This is a genomic window from Mesorhizobium sp. M0618 (assembly GCF_040320765.1).
GTDB lineage: Bacteria > Pseudomonadota > Alphaproteobacteria > Rhizobiales > Rhizobiaceae > Mesorhizobium.
Genome location: NZ_JAMYQH010000013.1, coordinates 42,334 through 60,594, shown reverse-complemented (window position 1 = coordinate 60,594; position 18,261 = coordinate 42,334). Strand labels below are relative to the sequence as shown.

The 18,261-nt window shown below is 61.0% G+C and carries 18 protein-coding genes; 2 read left to right on the top strand and 16 right to left on the bottom strand.

Going from position 1 to position 18,261, the window contains the following annotated elements; genetic code table 11:
* Positions 1–250 precede the first annotated feature (250 nt).
* Together NKJ04_RS15755 and NKJ04_RS15750 are read right to left on the bottom strand one after the other, a co-directional pair.
* Entirely contained in the window at positions 251–1,213 is a 963-nt protein-coding gene (locus NKJ04_RS15755) for an ArdC family protein (RefSeq protein WP_352676157.1), read from the bottom strand.
* Positions 1,214–1,750: 537 nt separating this feature from the next.
* Positions 1,751–1,984 carry a helix-turn-helix domain-containing protein gene (locus NKJ04_RS15750; RefSeq protein WP_023735803.1) on the bottom strand — a complete coding sequence of 78 codons (234 nt, stop codon included), beginning with the start codon at positions 1,982–1,984 and terminating at the stop codon, positions 1,751–1,753.
* 104 nt (positions 1,985–2,088) lie between these two features.
* On the opposite strand from NKJ04_RS15750, the gene NKJ04_RS15745 reads away from it, so the two are divergent.
* Positions 2,089–2,370: a DNA -binding domain-containing protein gene (locus NKJ04_RS15745; protein ID WP_081731037.1), complete on the top strand. Its 282-nt coding sequence runs from the start codon at positions 2,089–2,091 to the stop codon at positions 2,368–2,370.
* A gap of 94 nt (positions 2,371–2,464) precedes the next feature.
* Here NKJ04_RS15745 and NKJ04_RS15740 read toward each other — a convergent pair whose 3' ends face one another.
* The 14 genes from NKJ04_RS15740 to NKJ04_RS15675 form a co-directional block, all read right to left on the bottom strand.
* Positions 2,465–4,375: a putative bifunctional diguanylate cyclase/phosphodiesterase gene (locus NKJ04_RS15740; protein ID WP_352676154.1), complete on the bottom strand. Its 1,911-nt coding sequence runs from the start codon at positions 4,373–4,375 to the stop codon at positions 2,465–2,467.
* Positions 4,376–4,668: 293 nt separating this feature from the next.
* Complete coding sequence (gene ubiM, locus NKJ04_RS15735) at positions 4,669–5,850, bottom strand: 5-demethoxyubiquinol-8 5-hydroxylase UbiM (RefSeq protein ID WP_352676300.1); 1,182 nt, start codon at positions 5,848–5,850, stop codon at positions 4,669–4,671.
* 416 nt (positions 5,851–6,266) lie between these two features.
* Positions 6,267–6,383: a cbb3-type cytochrome oxidase assembly protein CcoS gene (ccoS, locus tag NKJ04_RS15730; protein ID WP_084025756.1), complete on the bottom strand. Its 117-nt coding sequence runs from the start codon at positions 6,381–6,383 to the stop codon at positions 6,267–6,269.
* A 165-nt stretch (positions 6,384–6,548) separates the two neighbouring features.
* On the bottom strand, positions 6,549–6,707 hold the full coding sequence (locus NKJ04_RS15725; protein ID WP_352676297.1) for a BON domain-containing protein: 159 nt from the start codon (positions 6,705–6,707) through the stop codon (positions 6,549–6,551).
* 236 nt (positions 6,708–6,943) lie between these two features.
* A complete protein-coding gene (locus NKJ04_RS15720; protein WP_352676152.1) occupies positions 6,944–7,219 on the bottom strand; it encodes a CBS domain-containing protein in 276 nt (91 codons plus the stop codon).
* Between the two features lie 66 nt (positions 7,220–7,285).
* Entirely contained in the window at positions 7,286–7,456 is a 171-nt protein-coding gene (gene ccoS, locus NKJ04_RS15715) for a cbb3-type cytochrome oxidase assembly protein CcoS (RefSeq protein WP_352676150.1), read from the bottom strand.
* Positions 7,453–9,741, bottom strand: coding sequence for a cation-translocating P-type ATPase (locus tag NKJ04_RS15710; RefSeq protein ID WP_352676148.1), 2,289 nt, complete (start codon positions 9,739–9,741; stop codon positions 7,453–7,455). Before NKJ04_RS15710 ends, ccoS (NKJ04_RS15715) begins: the two co-directional genes overlap by 4 nt.
* Complete coding sequence (locus NKJ04_RS15705; protein ID WP_031261324.1) at positions 9,738–10,235, bottom strand: FixH family protein; 498 nt, start codon at positions 10,233–10,235, stop codon at positions 9,738–9,740. The genes NKJ04_RS15710 and NKJ04_RS15705 overlap by 4 nt, the downstream gene beginning before the upstream one ends.
* Positions 10,232–11,791 carry a cytochrome c oxidase accessory protein CcoG gene (ccoG, locus tag NKJ04_RS15700; RefSeq protein ID WP_352676145.1) on the bottom strand — a complete coding sequence of 520 codons (1,560 nt, stop codon included), beginning with the start codon at positions 11,789–11,791 and terminating at the stop codon, positions 10,232–10,234. The genes NKJ04_RS15705 and ccoG overlap by 4 nt, the downstream gene beginning before the upstream one ends.
* A gap of 129 nt (positions 11,792–11,920) precedes the next feature.
* Entirely contained in the window at positions 11,921–12,784 is an 864-nt protein-coding gene (gene ccoP, locus NKJ04_RS15695) for a cytochrome-c oxidase, cbb3-type subunit III (protein ID WP_023809313.1), read from the bottom strand.
* Between the two features lie 2 nt (positions 12,785–12,786).
* Positions 12,787–12,936, bottom strand: coding sequence for a CcoQ/FixQ family Cbb3-type cytochrome c oxidase assembly chaperone (locus NKJ04_RS15690; RefSeq protein WP_023735812.1), 150 nt, complete (start codon positions 12,934–12,936; stop codon positions 12,787–12,789).
* Between the two features lie 11 nt (positions 12,937–12,947).
* The gene (gene ccoO / locus NKJ04_RS15685; RefSeq protein ID WP_023735813.1) at positions 12,948–13,679 is read right to left on the bottom strand and encodes a cytochrome-c oxidase, cbb3-type subunit II; all 732 of its coding nucleotides are present in this window, start codon (positions 13,677–13,679) and stop codon (positions 12,948–12,950) included.
* Between the two features lie 11 nt (positions 13,680–13,690).
* Entirely contained in the window at positions 13,691–15,301 is a 1,611-nt protein-coding gene (gene ccoN / locus NKJ04_RS15680; RefSeq protein ID WP_352441140.1) for a cytochrome-c oxidase, cbb3-type subunit I, read from the bottom strand.
* Between the two features lie 551 nt (positions 15,302–15,852).
* On the bottom strand, positions 15,853–16,599 hold the full coding sequence (locus NKJ04_RS15675; RefSeq protein WP_023766606.1) for a Crp/Fnr family transcriptional regulator: 747 nt from the start codon (positions 16,597–16,599) through the stop codon (positions 15,853–15,855).
* 154 nt (positions 16,600–16,753) lie between these two features.
* Between NKJ04_RS15675 and hemN the strand changes: the two genes are divergently transcribed.
* Entirely contained in the window at positions 16,754–18,103 is a 1,350-nt protein-coding gene (gene hemN, locus NKJ04_RS15670) for an oxygen-independent coproporphyrinogen III oxidase (RefSeq protein ID WP_352676142.1), read from the top strand.
* Positions 18,104–18,261 lie beyond the last annotated feature (158 nt).

Here is an 18,261-nt window from a genome sequence, read left to right as displayed (position 1 = left end):
TCTCGGTCCGGTGATCCGAGCAGGGCCAACAGCTTGTGCCGCATTTGCCGAATGCGGCGTCAGCCTTGCAGCCGGCAAGGCTGGCAGTCACTGTCTCGTTGGCTGCGCGCTGCGGCTCGGGGCGCACCTTGGCGATGCAGATCGGCATAGTTCTGCATCCGGGCGGGTGAGTCCCGAGCGCCGTCGGGAATGGGCATCTCCTCGCTATCCGGCGTCGGCTCGGTCGTGGCCAGTTGAGCATCGGGCATCGTCATGCCGCAGTCCCTTCTTGCGCCTCGCCTTCCGCATCGGCCTGAAGGCCAAGCAGGAAATCGGCGGCCTTCGAGGCGAGGCTGGCGGCACGGAAAATGGCGCGGTTGTCCCCGCGCAGCACCTTCAGCCATGAGCCGATGTAATCGGCGTGACGCACGGTCGGCTCGATGCCGAGATTGCTGCAGACGAAGGCGGCAGTGATTTCGGCGACCAATTCTTCACGCGCGTAAGCCTTGGAGCCGAAGGAGCCGGAGAGGTCGCGAGCAAGCCGCGTCGGGTGGCCGGTCCAGTGGCCAAGCTCGTGAAAGCAGGTCCGGTAATAGTCGATCTGCTGATGGAACGCCGGCTGCGGCGGCACCTGAATGTGGTCGCTGCCCGGCATGTAGAAAGCGCGATCGCCGCCGACCCTGAAATCCGCACCACTGGCGCGAATCAGGGTTTCGGCCTGCGGCACGATCTCGCACTGAGGCCACGGCTCGGCGGGGGCATGGAGGGGTTCCGGAAGATTGTCGCACTGCGCGACATTGAAGACGGTGAAGCGCTTCAGAAAAGGCACGGCCTGTGGTGCATCGCCCTCGTGGCGTGCGCGCTCCTTCTCGTCCTTGGGGACAAAGCGGTCGGCATGCACGATGGTCGTGCCGCGCTCGCCTTTCCTGACATTGCCGCCCAGGGCAAGCGCCTGCCGGAAGGTCAGCCAATTCTGGCTGGGATAGCCGCGCTCGATGACGGCGCCCCACAGGATGAGGATATTGATGCCGGAATAGCTGCGCCCCGTGGACGCATTCCTCGGCAGGCCAAGGCCTGCTTTTGCGCTGCCCCATGGCTTGACCCATGGCACGGTACCGCGCTCCAGCTCGGCAATGATGCGGTCTGTGATCTCCTGATAGAGGCTGGCGCCCGGGCGCCTGCCCTTGCCTGCGCCAGCCTCTCCGCTGGTGGTACGCTTGCTGTTTGCATGCATCGTTTCATCCTCCGCTCACCAATCGCCGCGCCTTTCCCCGGAAGCGGGGTGGGCGGCGAGTCGCGACCAGAAAGGCCCGCCGTGGTAGGCGGACCGCATCCGAAGGACCGGAACGAAGAGGAGGACCCTGACCGGCACGCGAAGGGTTGCGGGCTGCCGCGGCGGGTCTAGAAGGGAGTGCCGCCCACCCCGCCGCCGGGAAAGGCCAACAGACAAACCGCGCCGCCCGCAAGGGCGGCGGCCGTCACAGCCCGAAGGGCTGCCCACGCCAAGGGGCGAAGCCGAATGGCCGAGACCCCCTGAGCTTGCCGAAGAAAAGCGGGCTCGGTTCACGAGCACCTGGTGCGCGTCGTCAGGCGCGCGGGCGCGCGCCAAGTTTTTTCGCACATGGTCAGGCGGCGCAGTTACGTCGAGAACCCAAAGGCACCGCCGCCGTGCGCGCGGCTTCCTCCGAAAACCAGCGCTCGCCTTTCAACAAATTGAGGCATTGTCCTAGACAATATTCCTGTCCGGATCATGATAGATGCGGCGCGCCCGCTAGGACCGGAGGCTGGACAGAATCTCGCACGGATCAGCGTCAATGGCCGCAGTTATGTCGAGAAACTCGATGACGTCGAGACGCCGCTCTGCGCCCTCGTACTTGGCCACGAAGGATTGGGGACGACCAAGCTTGTCAGCCAGCTGCTCCTGGGTCAGGCCTTTGGCCTTGCGCAGCGAAACCAGCTGGGCCAGAAACCGCTGGTGGCGGGGCGATCGAAGGGATTTGGGCATGGAGGCGAACCGGTCGGGTAAAGACCGGATCAGCGACTAATCCCGGTTTCGGATTATCCCATTTTGGGATATACTGCGTGCGCTCACAGGCGAGGTTCGCAGGCATGAATGGACCAATGGGAACGGATGAGACTCGAAGCTCAACTTTGAGCGATGAAGTCCCCTGGTCGGAGAACCTCACGAGCTACGACAGGGAGCATTTCACAATCTACCTGCGGATCCTGGATGCCTGCGCCGACAATGCCAGCGAAAAGGAGATGGCCGAGCGCATTCTCGGCATCGACCCGTCCATTGACCCGGTCCGCGCCCGCAAAGCTCTTCGCAGCCATATCGACCGTGCGAACTGGATGGTGACGACTGGCTACAAGGAACTGTTCGCCGGCTGATGCACAACGCCCACTGCCACGTGTTTCGAGCAGGCAAGTCTCTGTAGCCAAATTCGGCAGCGCACGGCCGCGACGGCCGGCGCGGCGGGAGCGGTCACAACTGGTTCGCGTGCTGTTTGACTGCCACTTCCAGTGCTTGCATCAAAGGCACAGCCTTGGAGAAGAGGAAGCCTTGAGCGGTTCGGCAGCCAAGCTTGTGCAGGGTTTGCCGATCCGCCTCTGTTTCGACGCCCTCGGCCATGACCTCGATCCCGAGCATGTCACCGAGTTCGATGACCGATTTGACAAGCAGTCGGTCCTCTCGGGACTTGGCCAAGCCGCGAATGAAGCCCTGGTCTATTTTCACCTTGCGTATCCGACGGTCCTTGAGAGATGCCAAGGTAGAAAAGCCGGTGCCGAAGTCATCGAGCGCGATGGAAATACCGGCATGTGAAAGCCGCCCGAGCTTTTCATCCACTCTGTCCGGGTCCACCGGCGATTCTTCGGTAATCTCGATTTCGAACATCGTCGCAGGCAGGCCTCTTGCCGCCAGACCATCCAGAACCATGTCGTCGATATCGCCGGCTTCCAGTTCGCGAGGGGAAACATTCATCGCCACACGAATGTCACGACAGTCAGCTTTCACCAAGCCGTCGATAAAAGCACAACAGTCGGCGAATACGGTTTGCGTCAGCAGCTGAAGCATTCCGGTTTCGCGTGCGGCCGTGATGATTTCGGGTGGAGAGATGGCACCATGCGTCGGATGGGACCATCTCAGCAAGGCTTCAAAACCGACCACGGTCTCGGTTTCGAGTTTCACGATCGGCTGGAACCAAGGTTGCAATTGTCCCGTCTTTATCGCCGAATGAAGATCCCGTTCGATCGACTGGCGACGTTGCAGTTCCCTGTCGAGTTCGGCATCGAACAGGCAAAATTCGTTCCTGCCATGGCGCTTGGCCGTATACAGGGCGATATCCGCCCGCAACAACATTTCAGTCAGGCTCGGCGTCTGCGCCAAGTATATCCCTATCGATGCCCCGACCCGAACGGACGCGACCTCGATATAGGGGCGAGCAATTTTGGCTATGATATTGGAGGCGAGATCACTGGCAGAAAGCGAAGCTCTCGTTGAGGGAAAAACCAGCACGAATTCATCGCCGCCGATACGAGCGAGCGTTGAGCCTTCGGGTGCTTCCTGCTCTATGCGGCGGGCGATCATGACAAGCAGTTCATCACCGGTCCTGTGACCGTAGGTGTCGTTGACAGATTTGAAGCCGTCCAGATCAATCAGCATTGCCACGAAGGGGCCATCCGTGGTCTTGAACCGACCGATGGCGTGTTCAAGGCCCCGCCTGTTGAGAAGGGCGGTCAGATGGTCCTCCCTGGAGTTGCGCTCCATTTCCGACGCAAATCGCTCTGCCTCATGTCTCAGGCGGCTTGCTTCGCGGAAGCGCGCCTGCCCAACAAACGAAGCTCGGACCAAGCCGCCCATGAAGAGCAGAACGGTGAAAGCCAGAATGTAGCGTTCAAAATTGCCTTTCGCCAAAAGGCACGCCACCGTGATGAGGAGTGGAGGTGTGATGAAGCTGGTCGCCGCCGCGGCATACGAACTGCCATATGTAACCGCACCAGCTGAAATGCCCGCCAGTATGACCAGATGCATCGGTGCTTGTGGTGTTGTGTATCCAACAGTCAGCACGGCCGGGAAGGACCAGGCAAACCCTGCCAGAAGGGCAAGGACGCCAAACATGCGAAGGCGCGGCAAAACGCCAAGCAAATCCTGATGGCGCCCCGTTTCCTTTAGCTGAAAACGGGCGAGTGCAAGCCGGGCGGCATTTAGCGCATTGACGACCAGGAACCAGCTTGCAGCGGCAAAGCCGCCGCCAGAAAGGGCCTGCACCGCGCAAATCAGGCCTGACAGGATCGCGCTTATCGGCATCGACACGAAGAGCCCGGCCCTCAGGTCAGCAAGCTGATCCTGACGGATTTTGGCCTCCAGCGATTCTTCTTCCTTTAGGGGTGCCATGAATGGACCAGCTTGCTTGCGTCGTTGTTCGCGAGGACCAAACCTATGCAAGCCCACTGAAGGACGGGTTAACTACCCAGCGAGGGTAACCAGTGCGCTCACCATGCTGCGGGTCACACCTTTGGCTTGCATTGCCGAATGATCAAGGCTTCGCCCGCGCGCGTGCCTTGATCCGAATCATGCCATGATCGGCAACGTCACCAGGAGACAGCCTTGCCCCGCGACGACGCGCGCCAGCAAGACAAGGAAGCCTCGCCGAGACAGCGTTCCAGAGCGGCAGCGCTCTGTGCGATTCACCGCCTGAGCATGGCCGAAATGCCATGGCGGACAAAGGGAAGATGTTGGGCAAAGCGGAGCCCAGCATGTCTTGCAAGCCGTGCCGCCGAGTGCTCGCTTGAGTAGAGACCGACAAGCATGTTGGTGGCATGATAGAGCGGCCCCGCCGACAGCCGCAGCCGGCTTTCGTATCTGCCGAGCATGTCGGGATCGGCAATGTCGCGGCGGGCGCGACATGCTGTCAGTATTTTATGAGCGAGTTGCTTCTGGCCGCCGAGGCCGATGTTGAAGCCATGCGCGGTCACCGGGTGCATGCCGATGGCAGCATCGCCGATCAGTGCCGCACTCGGAGCCGAGAACTTGTGCGCCCAGGTCGTGACCAGCGGATAGGCATGGCGGGTGCTTGCCAGGGTCATCTGTCCGAGGCGTCCTCGACACCGGTTCATCAATTCCATGCGGAACAATTCGTCGTCGAGAGCAAACAGTCTGTCGGCCTCGCTTGAGCGCAAAGTCAGAAGCAGCGACGACACGCCTTCCATGAGCGGCAACATCGCTATGGTCTGATGGTGGTCGAACCATTCGACCGCGATCTGGTGATGGACGCGCTCGTGCCTCACTCGGCAAATCAGCATGGAGTGGCCAAGCGGATGGATGTTGGCGCCAATGCCGAGCAGGTCGCGCATCGGGGACAAACGCGAATCCGCTGCTACGAGCAGCCGAGCGGCCAATTGCCTGCCATCAGAAAGCGTTATGACCGCCTCGTCTTCGCTATTTGTTGCATTGACGACCGAGTTGCCGCACAGCAGCCGGGCATGATCCTGGAAGTGGACAATTTTGAACAGGGCATCGCGGATCCGACAATTTGGGACCAGAAATCCGAGTGGTTCCCCAGATCCGCTGGGAGCATCGAAGCTCAGGGCGAAAGGGCTGGATCCGTTGAGCACGCGCGCGCCATGAAGCGGTGATTTGTCCGATGCGGGGATGGCATCCCAGGCGCCGAGCTCGCGAAGGATTCTCACTGATGCGTGGGTCAGCGCGATCTCGCGACCGTCGAAAGCCGGATTCGCCAGGCTGTCGAGCGACTGCCGTTCAACCACTGCCACCTTCAGTCGGCTCCAGGCGAGCGATGCTGCGAAGGCAAGTCCGACCGGACCAGCTCCGACGACAATGATGTCGAATTTGTCGACATAGCCGGCCATCAGCGTGCCGCCAAAGCGGCTATCTTCGACACGAAGCGCTCTTGAAGCATCGCAATCACCCACGGTTTGCCGCTCATCTCCCCAACTCGATAGACATGCGTTCTCCGTTGGAAGCCTGGTCAATGAAACCATGCCGATGAAGAGATAACGCTGATCTGGATCAACCAGGCTCGACAAACCCGTCAGCGGCGGGTTCACGGTCGAGTGGTCGATTGCCGTGAAAACGTCTCCATGTCTGGGCATTCTGAATGGTCGGCTTCCCAATCGCGTGCCCCTCCTGGCCAAAGGTTCGGCAACGTATTGTGGCTGATCCGTTCTTCGCACCGCGCCGATATCGTCATGACGCGGCAATCGCCAGCAAAGATTCGGTCGACTGACGACCAGCATCCGCACAGTCGTTGGCGCCGCCAACCGGTTCAGCCTCGCGGCTCTTCCCGATCGATAAGGACCCGCTCGGCGGAGCCGTCGAGATCTTCGTATTGGCCGCTCTTCAAGATCCACAGGAAGCCCCGGTCCAAGCCCCACCAAAACAGGCAGCGGCCACCGCATTTCCGTCTGGACGGGCGTCTTGCTGCCGACAGCGTGCTCTCCTAACGCGCTAGACGCCGAAGGAACTCGCCGACGGCCTCATGTCCAAGTGATGTGGGAAGGGAGCAGAACCAAAGGGACTCTGCTTGGCGTCCCCGCTTTTTTCGCAGCTATGAAACCATCACTGAGAACGGATCCGTACTGAGGAGGAGGCGGTCCTTGACTTGCCCGACGCCGGCAACCTTCTCAGCCGCAACGATCGCTGCCTTCCGCTGACGCTCGTCGACCATCGCCCCCTTCAGTTCGACAAGGCCGTCGCTGACCCTCACATCGATCAAGTCCCACCGCTCCAGGTTTGTGGCTGCAGTTCGGCAAGGATAGCCTTGCGGATCAGTTCGTCATCGGGTGGCGTGGTTCCCTGTTTCGGCATGGCGGATCAGGACAAGCAGCAAATCAGTTCGCGTGATGATGCCGACGACCCTTTCCCGAATCGACAATCGGGACATTGTTGTGCGATGTTGCATCATCAGGTCGACAGGAGGCGCCGAGATGACGTGTGTGGTCATCACCTGATGGATGATCCGTCCATTCGAGCGCACACATAGTCATTGGCGGTTGTGCCCGGGCCAAGATCAAGCTCCAGCCATCGCGGACGCACAGGCTGGGTTCCGAGTTCCTCTCGGCGCAAGAAGTCGCTTTTGCTTACAATGCCAACCAAGGTGCCGTCGCTGGTCGTTACCGGCAGGCAGCTGACTTTGCTTGAAAGCATGACCGCTTCGGCGATCGTCGCGTTCGCATGCGTCGTGATGACTGGCTTTGTCATTAAGGATTCGGCTTGCATCCTCACCCTCCTGATCTTTCGTCGGACGACGATAGGACATCCCGACCCGCGGCGCGTTGATCTGAGTCACGTGGAACCAGTGGCATTCTCCGCGCCGTCGTCGCTGTCGATGAGAATGCGCTCCGCCGCGCCATCGAGATCCTCGTACTGGCCGCTTCTCAACGCCCAAAGGAAGCCGGACAGGCCGAGTGCGCCAAGGAATAGCGCTACGGGGATGAGGTAGACGAGCGTCGTCATGACGATTGAGCCAAGGCGCCGGCCCGCGCGGGCCTGTCTTGCCGCGCAATCGCGGACGACGCACCCGTTGCGAAGCCTTGCAGACGCATGGCATTTCCAACCACGAGCAATGACGAGGCTGACATCGCGACCGCCGCGATAAGAGGCGTAACATGGCCCAGAATGGCGATCGGCACGGCAACAGCATTATAAACGATCGCAATTGTTATGTTCTGTCGGATCAGGCTTCCCGCCTTGCGCGATACTTCAACAGCCAGCGGGACCGCCAAGAGGCTTTCGCGCAGGAAAACGAAGTCGGCTGCATTGCGGCCAATGTCGGCGGCGGTGGCGGGTGCGATCGAGACATGCGCAGCGCTCAGCGCCGGCGTATCGTTGAGCCCGTCGCCAACCATCAGAACCTTGTGCCCGTCCCTCGCCAGCGTCTCGATGCGTTCAACCTTGCCGGACGGCAGCAGGCAGGGAACGAAATCATCGACACCAAGCCCGTCCGCAACCTCGGCGCAGGCTTTCGCGGTGTCGCCCGACAGCATCTCCACGCACATACCAGCGTTGTGCAGTTGATCGATGGCCGCCCTGGCGTCGACGCGCAGCGCGTCCTCGAAATCGAAGGTCGCGACAATGAACCCGTCTTTTGTCAGCACCGTTCCGCCATAGCCATGTTTGCCTTCGCCGCCGGTCCGGGCCTTCCATCCAGCCCATCCGCGCCGGCCCAGCCGCCAGGTGCTACCGGCGGCTGTGGCCTCGATCCCGAAACCCGGGTGCTCGGTGACGGCATCGAATTTGTGCTGCCCGCCAAGGCGGGCAAAACCGGCTATGGCCTTTGAAAACGGGTGACGCGAATGCGCAGCCATGTCTCCCGCGATTGCCAGCATGGCCGGATCGATCGACGACGCATTGACGAGCCGGGGCTGTCCAAGCGTGAGCGTTCCGGTCTTGTCGAACACCGCTTTATCAATCGTCGCCAGGCGCTCCATGGCCGAACCGTCCTTGACCATGATGCCGCTCTCGAACAGGCGCCGCGCCGCGACCACCTGGACGATCGGTACGGCGAGGCCGAGCGCGCACGGGCATGTGATGATGAGAACGGCAATGGCGATGGTTATCGCCCGGTGCCAGTCACCGGTCGCCGCCATCCAGCCAAGGAACGTCGCGAAGGCTGTGAGATGAACCACCGGGGCATAGAGCGCTGAAACACGATCGGCGATCCGGCGATAATGCGCGCGGCCGCCCTCTGCGGACTCCATCAGCCGAACCATTTCCGCCAGAAACGAATCTTTCGCGGCGGCGGTCGCCTCGATCGTCAGCGGGCCGGTTAGGTTGAGGACACCGGCCTGCACGGCTTCGCCTGCCGCTACGTTTCGAGGCGTGCTCTCGCCGGACACCAACGAGCAGTCCAGATCCGAGGCCCCTTGAATGATCTTGCCGTCGACGGGGATTCTCTCGCCGGCAGCGATCAACAGCAGCATGCCAAGTTCGATCTCGCCAACCGGCAGATAGTCGCGTGCACCATCGCCGCGCAGCACCATGGCACCACGTGCGGCCAACTGGGACAGGCCTTTCACGGCGGTCCGGGCACGTTCGCGCATGACATGATCCAACGTGCGGCCGATCAACAGGAAGAACAGCAGTGACACCGATGCATCGAAATAAGCGTGGTCGCCATGGGTGATCGTCTCATAGAGGCTCATGGCGTAGGCGAGGGATACCCCGACCGCGATCGGCACATCCATGTTCATGCGGCCGTGACGCAGCGCATTCCAGGCCGAGCGGAAGAAGATGCCGCCGGCGAAGGCGAGTGCAGGGATGGCGATAAGCGCCGAGACCCAGTGGAACAGGTCGCGGGTAGCGCCTTCAGCACCGGACCAGACAGAGACCGAAAGCAGCATGATGTTGCCCGCCGCAAAGCCAGCGACAGCAACGGCGCGGATCAGCTCCGAAAGCGTCTTGTCCTTGTTGTCGACCTCGGGGTCGAACAGATGCGCCTCGTAGCCCAGCCGTCCCAGCGCGGCGACGAATGGTGGTACCTGGTTTCCACGCCAGCGGACCGCGACCCGCTTCGTCGACAGGTTGACACGAGCGCTCTCCACTTGATCGAGCTTTCCCAGTGCTGTCTCGATCGCCTGGATGCAGGCCGCGCAATGAACCGTGGGGACCGAAAGATCGGTCTGGCGGAGATCATCGCCAAGCGATCGGCTCGCCAGCCTGATCTCCTGGCTGGACGGCAGGACCGATCCGGCGTTGACCAGATCAAGCGCCATTTCGGCGCCCGGTGCACAACAGCTCATTGCAGCGCTCCATTGGAAATCATGATCCTGCGGACGTCGCGATACGGTTTATCCAGGCCGGCATCGGCGTCGACTTCGACGATCCAGACACCATCCTTCGGCAAATGCTGGGCGGCGAATTCCTGACCCGAGGCGAGGACGAGCTTGATGGATTCATCCTCTTTTTCGTAAGCGGGATGGCGAAACAGCGCCTTCACGCCATGCAAGGGAACCGGTTTGCCGGCGGCGTCGATGAGGCCGTAGCGGACTTCACCCGATGCGATGGTCAGCTTGCCGGTCCAGCCGAGGGCTGCCTGCGCCCGCCCTTCCTCGGCCTTCCTGTTGAACTGCTGGCTCGCCACATAGGTGTTTTCGACGACCAGGCCGGTCCAGCTCGTGTTGGCAAGCGTCGCCATGGTCAGATTGACCGCGATGACCACACCGAAAAAGGCCAGGATGATGGCCAACATGTGCCTGCCGGTGAATTCGCGGGTTTTTTGTGTTCTGGCGCTCATCTGGCAGTCTCCGGCGCGTTGAAGGTGGCGGTGTACTCGTTTGACTCGAAGCTGGCTCTGTCCTCGACGCGGAACTTGAAGGTCTGTGCCGGAGCGCGGATCTGGTCCGCCGGCTGGCGAACGAAGACCCTCAGCATTTTCAGGCGGTCGGGTTCGACCGGAATGGCGAAGGAACGGCCTGCGGGGATGTCGTCGCCGACGACGACCATGTCAGCGCCTTCAAGGCCCTGCATGGTTACGACGATCGTCCTCGGCTCGGGGATCATGTTGAGCAGCTTGACGGTGTAGCCGTTGCGGATCGAGCCGTCGGAGAGCGTCACGAATTGTGGATTGCGGTCGTGCAGGACATTGATTTCGAGCCGGTCGCGCGTCAGCAGCGAGTAGAGGAGGCCCAGGCCGATCAGCGACCACATAGCCATGTAGACATAGGTGCGTGGCCGGAAGATCTTGCTGACATGGAAATGCGCCACCTTGTCGGAGAACAGGCCACCAGCAGTCCTGACCAGCGACGGGTTGACTGAACTGGAGCCGCCCGCGGTCGCCAGCATCATGTTGGCGTTGTAATCGGAGAGCGTCGCGTAGGAAATCAGCCCACGCTCCCTGCCGAGCTTGTCCATGACGCCGTCACAGGCGTCGATGCAGAGCGCGCAAGTGATGCATTCGAGCTGCTGGCCATCGCGAATGTCGATCCCCATCGGGCAGACCGCGACACAGGCATTGCAGTCGACGCAGTCGCCCACGAGCTGGCCTGCGGCCAGCACCTTCTTGGCGTGGCGCGAACGCGGTTCGCCGCGCCAGTCATTGTAGGTGACAGTGAGGGAATTTTCATCGAGCATGGCCGCCTGGATGCGGGGCCACGGGCACATATAGGTGCAGACCTGTTCGCGCATCAGACCGCCGAACGTGTAGGTGGTAGCCGCCAGAACCGCGACGGTGATGTAGGCGACAGGCGCTGCCGTGCCGGTGAAGAGTTCGCCGAGCAGCGTCGGCGCGTCAGCGAAATAGAAGATCCAGGCGCCGCCCGTCAGCGCGCCTATGGCCAGCCAGATGGCGTGTTTCGATACCCGCAGCACGAGTTTGCGGGGGGTCCAGAGACCGGCATCAAGCTTGATACGAGCGTTGCGGTCGCCCTCTATCGCGCGCTCGACGACCAGGAACAGGTCGACCCATACGGTCTGCGGGCATGTGTAGCCACACCAGGCACGGCCGACAGTCGACGTGATCAGGAAAAGACCGACGCCGGCCATGACCAGAAGGCCGGCGACATAGTAGAATTCCTGCGGCCATATCTCGATGAAGAAGAAATAGAAACGCCGGTTAGCGACATCGAGCAGCACGGCCTGGTCCGGGCTAAACGAGCGCCGATCCCAGCGCAGCCACGGCGTCAGATAGTAGATGCCGAGCGTGACCGCCATCACCAGCCATTTGAACTGGCGAAAGCTGCCCGAGGCCCGCTTCGGGAAGATCTTCTTGCGCGCAGCGTACATTGGCTGACGCACCTTGGCGGAGTTGACCGGCGTGGGTTCGATCCTTTCTATTTGCGTGTTATCAAGCACGAGAAGCTCCAGTCACCAGCGACGATTTCGCCGGAAACCGACTCATCGGTTCTGGATGATGCCGAGGCCCGGCTTGCGCCGGGCCTCGTCGCTTGGCGGGAGGGGGAGGACGAGAATAGGCTTCTGCTCCTATTCTCCGCCGCCAAGCGAATGGATGTAGACCGCCAGTTCCTTGACCTTGGTCTCGCCGAGGCGCGCGCCCCAGGCCGGCATCACGCCCTGTTTCGGCGCGGTGACCTGGGCGGCGATGGCCGCTTCGCCTGACCCGTAGAGCCAGATGGCGTCGGTCAGATCTGGAGCGCCGAGTTCCTTGTTGCCTTTTGCATTGTCGCCGTGACAGGCCACGCAATTTTCGGCGAAGACCTTGGCGCCGGGCGCGACCAACGATTGATCGCCGACAGTGCCGGACAGGCTGGCAACGTAGGTGCTGACCTGTTTGATCTGATCGGCGGTGATGATGTCGCCAAAGGCCGGCATTTCCGACAGGCGCGTAGCCGGGTCGGAGGCGAAGCGGATGCCATGAGCGATCGTCTGCTGGATCTGGTCCACCTCGCCGCCCCACAGCCAGTCGTCGTCATTTAGGTTCGGAAAGCCCTTGGACCCCTGGGCGCCGGAACCGTGGCACTGCACGCAATTGACCTTGAACGCGGCGGCGCCGGCAGCGACGGCGAATTCGCGCAGCGTGTCATCCGCAGCAATCTCCGAAACACTTTTCGACTCTATTGCGGCGACATATTTGCCCTTTGCCGCTTCGGCCGCGGACAACTCGTTCTTGACTTCGTTGCGGCTGGAATAGCCAAGTACGCCCTTTGTCGCGGAGTGCAACAGCGGCCATGCCGGGTAGGCAATTGTGTAACCGATCGCCCAGACTATGGTCATGTAGAAGGTGATGACCCACCAGCGCGGGAGCGGGTTGTTGAGCTCGCGAATGCCGTCCCACTCATGACCGGTCGTCGAGATGCCGGAAACCTCGTCAATGTGATCGCTGCTCATGATCAGTCCTCCTTCAGAGGAATTTGAGCTGCTTCGCCGGCTTGCCTGCGGCTGCCGGGGCGAAGTGCAAAGGCAACGGATCCGATGAAGAAAAGAGCGATGGCAAGCAGGCCCCAGCTGTCAGCAAACTCCCGCATGAAATTGTACGTCATCGCCATTGTCCTCAGCGGTAGCCGGCGGTCTCATCGTAGTTCTTGAAATCGACAAGCGTGCCGAGCATCTGGAGATAAGAAACCAGGGCGTCCATTTCGGTGACTTGCTGCGGATCACCGTCGAAATCGCCGATCCTGGCCTTGGGGTAGCGGGCCTCGAGGCCGGACGTGTCGGCATTGGGATCAGCCTGCGCCATCAAATCAGCATTGGCGTTAGCGACCATGTCGTCGGAGTAGGGAACGCCGACGCGCCTGTTGGCAACCAGATGCGTCGAGAAATCCTTCACCGCGATCGGCGTATCCTTCAGAAAGCCATAGCTCGGCATGATGGATTCCGGCACCACGGAACGAGGGTCCGTGAGGTGCTCGACATGCCAAAGATTTGAGTAGCGATCGCCAACCCGAGCGAGGTCCGGTCCGGTGCGCTTCGATCCCCACTGGAAGGGATGATCATACATCGACTCGGCCGCCAGGCTGTAATGCCCATAGCGCTCGACCTCGTCACGGAACGGGCGGATCATCTGGCTATGGCAGAGATAGCATCCCTCACGCACATAGATGTTGCGCCCGACGAGTTCGAGCGGCGAGTAGGGCCGCATGCCTTCGACCTTCTCGATCGTGTTGTCGAGATAGAAGAGCGGCGCGATCTCGACGATGCCGCCGATTGTCACGACCAGCAGCGACCCGAGGAGAAGAAGTGTAGCGTTCTTCTCGATGACCGCGTGTCTGTTCATCAACCTCATTTTCTGTCTCATCATCGCGCAAGCTGGAGGGCGGGAACGGAGCCGGGCATCGGATCCTCCTCGCGCCGGTAGCCAAGGATGGTCATGGCGATGTTCCACGCCATGATCAGGGCGCCGGAAAGGTACATGGCTCCGCCGATGGCGCGCATGATGTAGTAGGGGTGCATGGCGGCCACGGTTTCGGCGAAGGAGTAGACCAGGAAGCCCTGCTCGTCGTATTCGCGCCACATCAGGCCCTGCATGATGCCGGACACCCACATGACCGACGCGTAGACAACGATGCCAAGCGTCGCCAGCCAGAAGTGCCAGGTAACGAGGCGCAGCGAGTAGAGCCGTTCACGGTTCCACAGCTTCGGCACCATGTAATAAAGCGCGCCGAACGAGATCATGCCGACCCAGCCGAGTGCGCCCGAATGGACGTGTCCGATGGTCCAGTCGGTATAGTGCGACAGCGAGTTGACCGTCTTGATCGACATCATCGGGCCCTCGAAGGTGGACATGCCGTAGAAGGCGATGGCCATCACCATCATGCGGATGATCGGATCGGTGCGGAGCTTGTCCCAGGCGCCCGACAGCGTCATCAGGCCATTGATCATGCCGCCCCATGACGGCATCCACAGCATGATCGAGAACACCATGCCGAGCGTCTGCGCCCAATCGGGCAAGGCGGTGTAGTGCAAATGATGGGGTCCAGCCCAGATGTAGAGAAAGATGATTGCCCAGAAATGGACGATCGACAGCCGGTAGGAATAGACCGGCCGGTTCGCCTGCTTGGGCACGAAATAATACATCATGCCGAGAAAGCCGGCGGTCAGAAAGAAGCCCACGGCGTTGTGGCCATACCACCATTGCGTCAGAGCGTCCTGGACCCCGGAGAAAGCCGAATAGCTCTTCGAGCCCAGGAAGGAGGCGGGCATGGAGAGGTTGTTGACCACATGCAGCATCGCGATGGTGACGATGAAGGACAGGTAGAACCAGTTAGCGACGTAGATGTGGGGTTCCTTGCGCTTCAGGATCGTGCCGAGGAACAGGATGAGATAGGCGACCCAGACAATGGTCAGCCAGATGTCCACATACCATTCGGGCTCGGCGTATTCGCGGCTCTCGGTGATGCCGAGCAGGTAGCCAGTCGCTGCCATGACGATGAAGAGCTGGTAGCCCCAGAACACGAACCAGCCGAGATCGCCGCCGAACAGCCGGGCGCGGCAGGTGCGTTGCACGACATAGAGAGACGTGCAAAGCAGCGCGTTGCCGCCGAAGGCGAAGACGACTCCCGACGTATGCAGTGGCCGCAAACGGCCAAAGTTGAACCAGGGCTGGATGTTGAGATCGGGATAGGCAAGCTGCAGCGCGATGACCACGCCGACAAGCATGCCGATGACACCCCAGAACATGGTGGCGATGGCGCCATAGCGGATTGGCCCGTCCATGTAAGCGGACGGGTCGATCGGCGCGGCAGGCTTGAACTCAGTGTTGCGCAACAGGATCGCAGTGAAGCCAGCCAAGGCGAAGAACAAGACCCACATATGCTGGCGAAAGGGTTCATCCACCCCAGCGCCAGCGGCCACCAAAGCCGCGAATGCGAACAGGCTTAGAAGCACGATTTCTTTGCCGAATTTCATCGCAAGCCCCGATTTCCAATTCCGGCGGATGCCAAACCGCGGTGCCTTATTGCGCAGCCGTCGCCTGCTCGCCCTGATCCATGTCAGAGCCGCACCATTTTGCTTCGAGCAGCATCGAGTTCGGTGCGATCAGACTGTGTCGAATGTGGAAGTGCAGCACCGGCCGCCGGTTTATGGACAGGCCCGGCGTCCCCAGTCGGGGCCCGGGTAGGCGGCGACCGCGGGCGTGTGGGGAAGCGCACCTTCTGTGACGCTGGTAAGCAGGCCGATGCCTTACCGAACGTCGATCGTTTCAATGCCTTGGAACAGCCAGCGCCAGCGTTGCGCTGCCTTCGCGACATTTATAGTTTGGGGAGACGGCGATTTTCGCCTGCGTATGAGGCATATTGACTTCGGCCAAGTGTGGATGCTTCGCCGACGAGCCGAAACGCAACTGGCGTATACGATCGGATGGAGAACGGGCTGTCGCTACGCGATGTCTTCTGAGCCCAACGCGAGCATGCCCTGCCCCGAATGAAGTAAGTGGCGTGGGCCATGCAGCTCCGTGTCATTCAAACGGCTATTGCGCCTCGGCCGCCGCAGCGCCGTTCCAGCCGGCTCATGCTGTCCACGGTGACGCGGCGGTTGTTCTCGATCCGAATCACGCCGTCCATTCTCAGGCTGGTCAGCTGACGGCTCACGGTCTCGTTTGTGATGCCAAGGAAATCAGATATGTCGGCACGCGTCATCGGCAGCTCGAAGCATGCCGACCTAGCCGCCGGGTCAACATTGGAGTCGATGTTCCGGGCAATCATGAGGAGAAAGCTCGCCACCTTCTCTGGTGCGGTCTTGCGCCCCAGAGTCACCATCCATTCGCGGGCCTCGTCAAGTTCGTTCAGCGCCTGCTTGAGCAGGCGATGCACAAATTCGGGTGACTGCTTCATCATCCGTTCGATGGCCGCTCTCGGAAACGAGCACAGCGAGACAGCTGTTGCCGCTTCCGCATTGATCGCACTTTTCATCTTGAAGGGCCGTCCCAGAAAATCCGGCGCGAACTGGAGACCGACGATCTGCTGGCGGCCGTCCGAAAGGCTCTTCGTGAGCTTCACCACGCCTGAAAGCACGTTTGAATAACAGTCCACCGCCTCGGCGTCGCCGATCAGTTCGACCCCCGGCTCGATATTGTGCCGCGACGACGTTTTGGCGAGCTGAGCCAAATCGTCTGGCTCGAGCGCGCCACAGACACCGCGGCGCCGTGCCTCGCAAGGCAGGCAAAGAACGGGAATGCCGGAACTGTGAATATCCTGCCGTAATGTCATTCGATCGCTCTACCGGTCCAGTGCGGGCAGGATAGCAATCCACGGTAGAAAAATCCTTGCGGCAGTTTGTCCGTGCTGAAGGTTGATCGAAATCAGGGCTTAGGCTCATCCAAGCATCCACAGTTCGGGCGACGCAAACACGGTGGACCACGACATGCGACAAAAGCTAGCTGCCAGATTTGGCGAGAACGTCCCGCGCTATACCAGTTATCCGACTGCGCCCCATTTCCATGCGGGCGTCGATGCCGTCGTTTACCGAGGCTGGTTGGAGGCGCTCGAAGGTGGTGACGAGATATCGCTTTACCTGCATATTCCCTATTGCGACAGGCTCTGCTGGTTCTGCGCGTGCCATACCAAACAGACCCGCCACTACGAGCCGGTGGCCGCTTATCTGCGCTCGCTGTATGCGGAGATCGCCACGGTTGGCGGCCTTGTTACCGGCAAGGGCCGAGTTCGCGCGGTTCATTTCGGCGGCGGTTCCCCGACGATGCTGGAACCTGAGGATATTGTGGCGCTGGGAAGCGTCCTGCGCAACAGCTTCGCCTTTCTTCCCGGCGCCAAGATCAGCGTTGAAATCGAACCCAATGATATGGACGATGCCCGCCTCGATGCGCTTGCCGAAATCGGCACGACCCGTGCGAGCCTCGGCGTCCAGGACTTCGATCCGAAGGTTCAGAAGGCAATCAACCGCGAGCAGAGCTTTTTGCAGACCAAAGCGGTAGTCGACGGTGTTCGTTCGCGCGGCGTCGAATCGGTCAATCTAGACCTGCTCTACGGCTTGCCGCACCAGACGAGGGAGAGCGTCTCCTCCACCGTCGCGCAGGCGCTGACCTTGGAACCCGACAGGATAGTGCTTTTTGGCTACGCCCATGTGCCGTGGTTCAAGAAACATCAGACCATGATAGACGAGGCATGGCTGCCCGGTCCCGCGGAGAGATTTGCTCAATTGCAACTGGCGGCGCGGGCGATCGTGGACCAGGGGTACGAAGCAATCGGCCTCGACCATTTCGCCAAACCCGGCGATGCCCTGGCCCTTGCCGCCCGCGCCGGAACACTGCACCGGAACTTTCAGGGTTACACCGACGATTGCTGCGAAACCTTGATTGGGCTAGGCCCATCGTCCATCAGCCAGTTTCGGCAGGGCTATGCGCAGAACATGCCTTCGACCAGCGAATATCGATGCACGGTTGATGACGGCGGGCTGGCCGCTGTTCGGGGTATCGCACTTTCCAGCGACGACCGCGTTCGCGGCTGGATCATCGAACGTTTGATGTGCGACTTCGCCTTCTCGGCCATCGATCTGGTGGAACGCTTCGGCGAGGCCGGCCAGAGGCTCCTCCTTCAGTCAAGTTCCATGGCCCTCCACGATCCGGTTCGATTGCTTGAACTTGATGGCGACAGATTCGTTGTGCCGGCTGAAAGTCGCCCTTTCGTCCGAAGCATCGCGGCCAGGTTCGACAAATATTTCGAAACTGGAACGGCCAGGCACTCGGCGGCAGTCTGAGCACCGCAGAGGAACGGTCATGGCTCTCACTCGATCGTGAACCGATTGCGATCGTTTTCCACTGTTGACCGGCGACCGTCGGCCGAGACGGTTCGAAGCGGACCAGACGCGTCTTGGCATGGCGACGATGTCGCCGCTCATGCCCTGCCTGTGAGATC

Coding starts and splice junctions, on each gene's coding strand:
- NKJ04_RS15705 (WP_031261324.1), bottom strand. CDS start 10,235: ATGAGCGCCAGAACACAAAAAACCCGCGAATTCACCGGCAGGCACATG.
- ccoN (WP_352441140.1), bottom strand. CDS start 15,301: ATGAAATTCGGCAAAGAAATCGTGCTTCTAAGCCTGTTCGCATTCGCG.
- NKJ04_RS15710 (WP_352676148.1), bottom strand. CDS start 9,741: ATGAGCTGTTGTGCACCGGGCGCCGAAATGGCGCTTGATCTGGTCAAC.
- ccoP (WP_023809313.1), bottom strand. CDS start 12,784: ATGAGCAGCGATCACATTGACGAGGTTTCCGGCATCTCGACGACCGGT.
- ccoS (WP_352676150.1), bottom strand. CDS start 7,456: ATGACGACGCTCGTCTACCTCATCCCCGTAGCGCTATTCCTTGGCGCA.
- NKJ04_RS15720 (WP_352676152.1), bottom strand. CDS start 7,219: ATGCAAGCCGAATCCTTAATGACAAAGCCAGTCATCACGACGCATGCG.
- ubiM (WP_352676300.1), bottom strand. CDS start 5,850: ATGGCCGGCTATGTCGACAAATTCGACATCATTGTCGTCGGAGCTGGT.
- NKJ04_RS15750 (WP_023735803.1), bottom strand. CDS start 1,984: ATGCCCAAATCCCTTCGATCGCCCCGCCACCAGCGGTTTCTGGCCCAG.
- NKJ04_RS15690 (WP_023735812.1), bottom strand. CDS start 12,936: ATGACGTACAATTTCATGCGGGAGTTTGCTGACAGCTGGGGCCTGCTT.
- NKJ04_RS15755 (WP_352676157.1), bottom strand. CDS start 1,213: ATGCATGCAAACAGCAAGCGTACCACCAGCGGAGAGGCTGGCGCAGGC.
- NKJ04_RS15745 (WP_081731037.1), top strand. CDS start 2,089: ATGAATGGACCAATGGGAACGGATGAGACTCGAAGCTCAACTTTGAGC.
- NKJ04_RS15675 (WP_023766606.1), bottom strand. CDS start 16,599: ATGACATTACGGCAGGATATTCACAGTTCCGGCATTCCCGTTCTTTGC.
- NKJ04_RS15740 (WP_352676154.1), bottom strand. CDS start 4,375: ATGGCACCCCTAAAGGAAGAAGAATCGCTGGAGGCCAAAATCCGTCAG.
- ccoO (WP_023735813.1), bottom strand. CDS start 13,679: ATGAGGTTGATGAACAGACACGCGGTCATCGAGAAGAACGCTACACTT.
- hemN (WP_352676142.1), top strand. CDS start 16,754: ATGCGACAAAAGCTAGCTGCCAGATTTGGCGAGAACGTCCCGCGCTAT.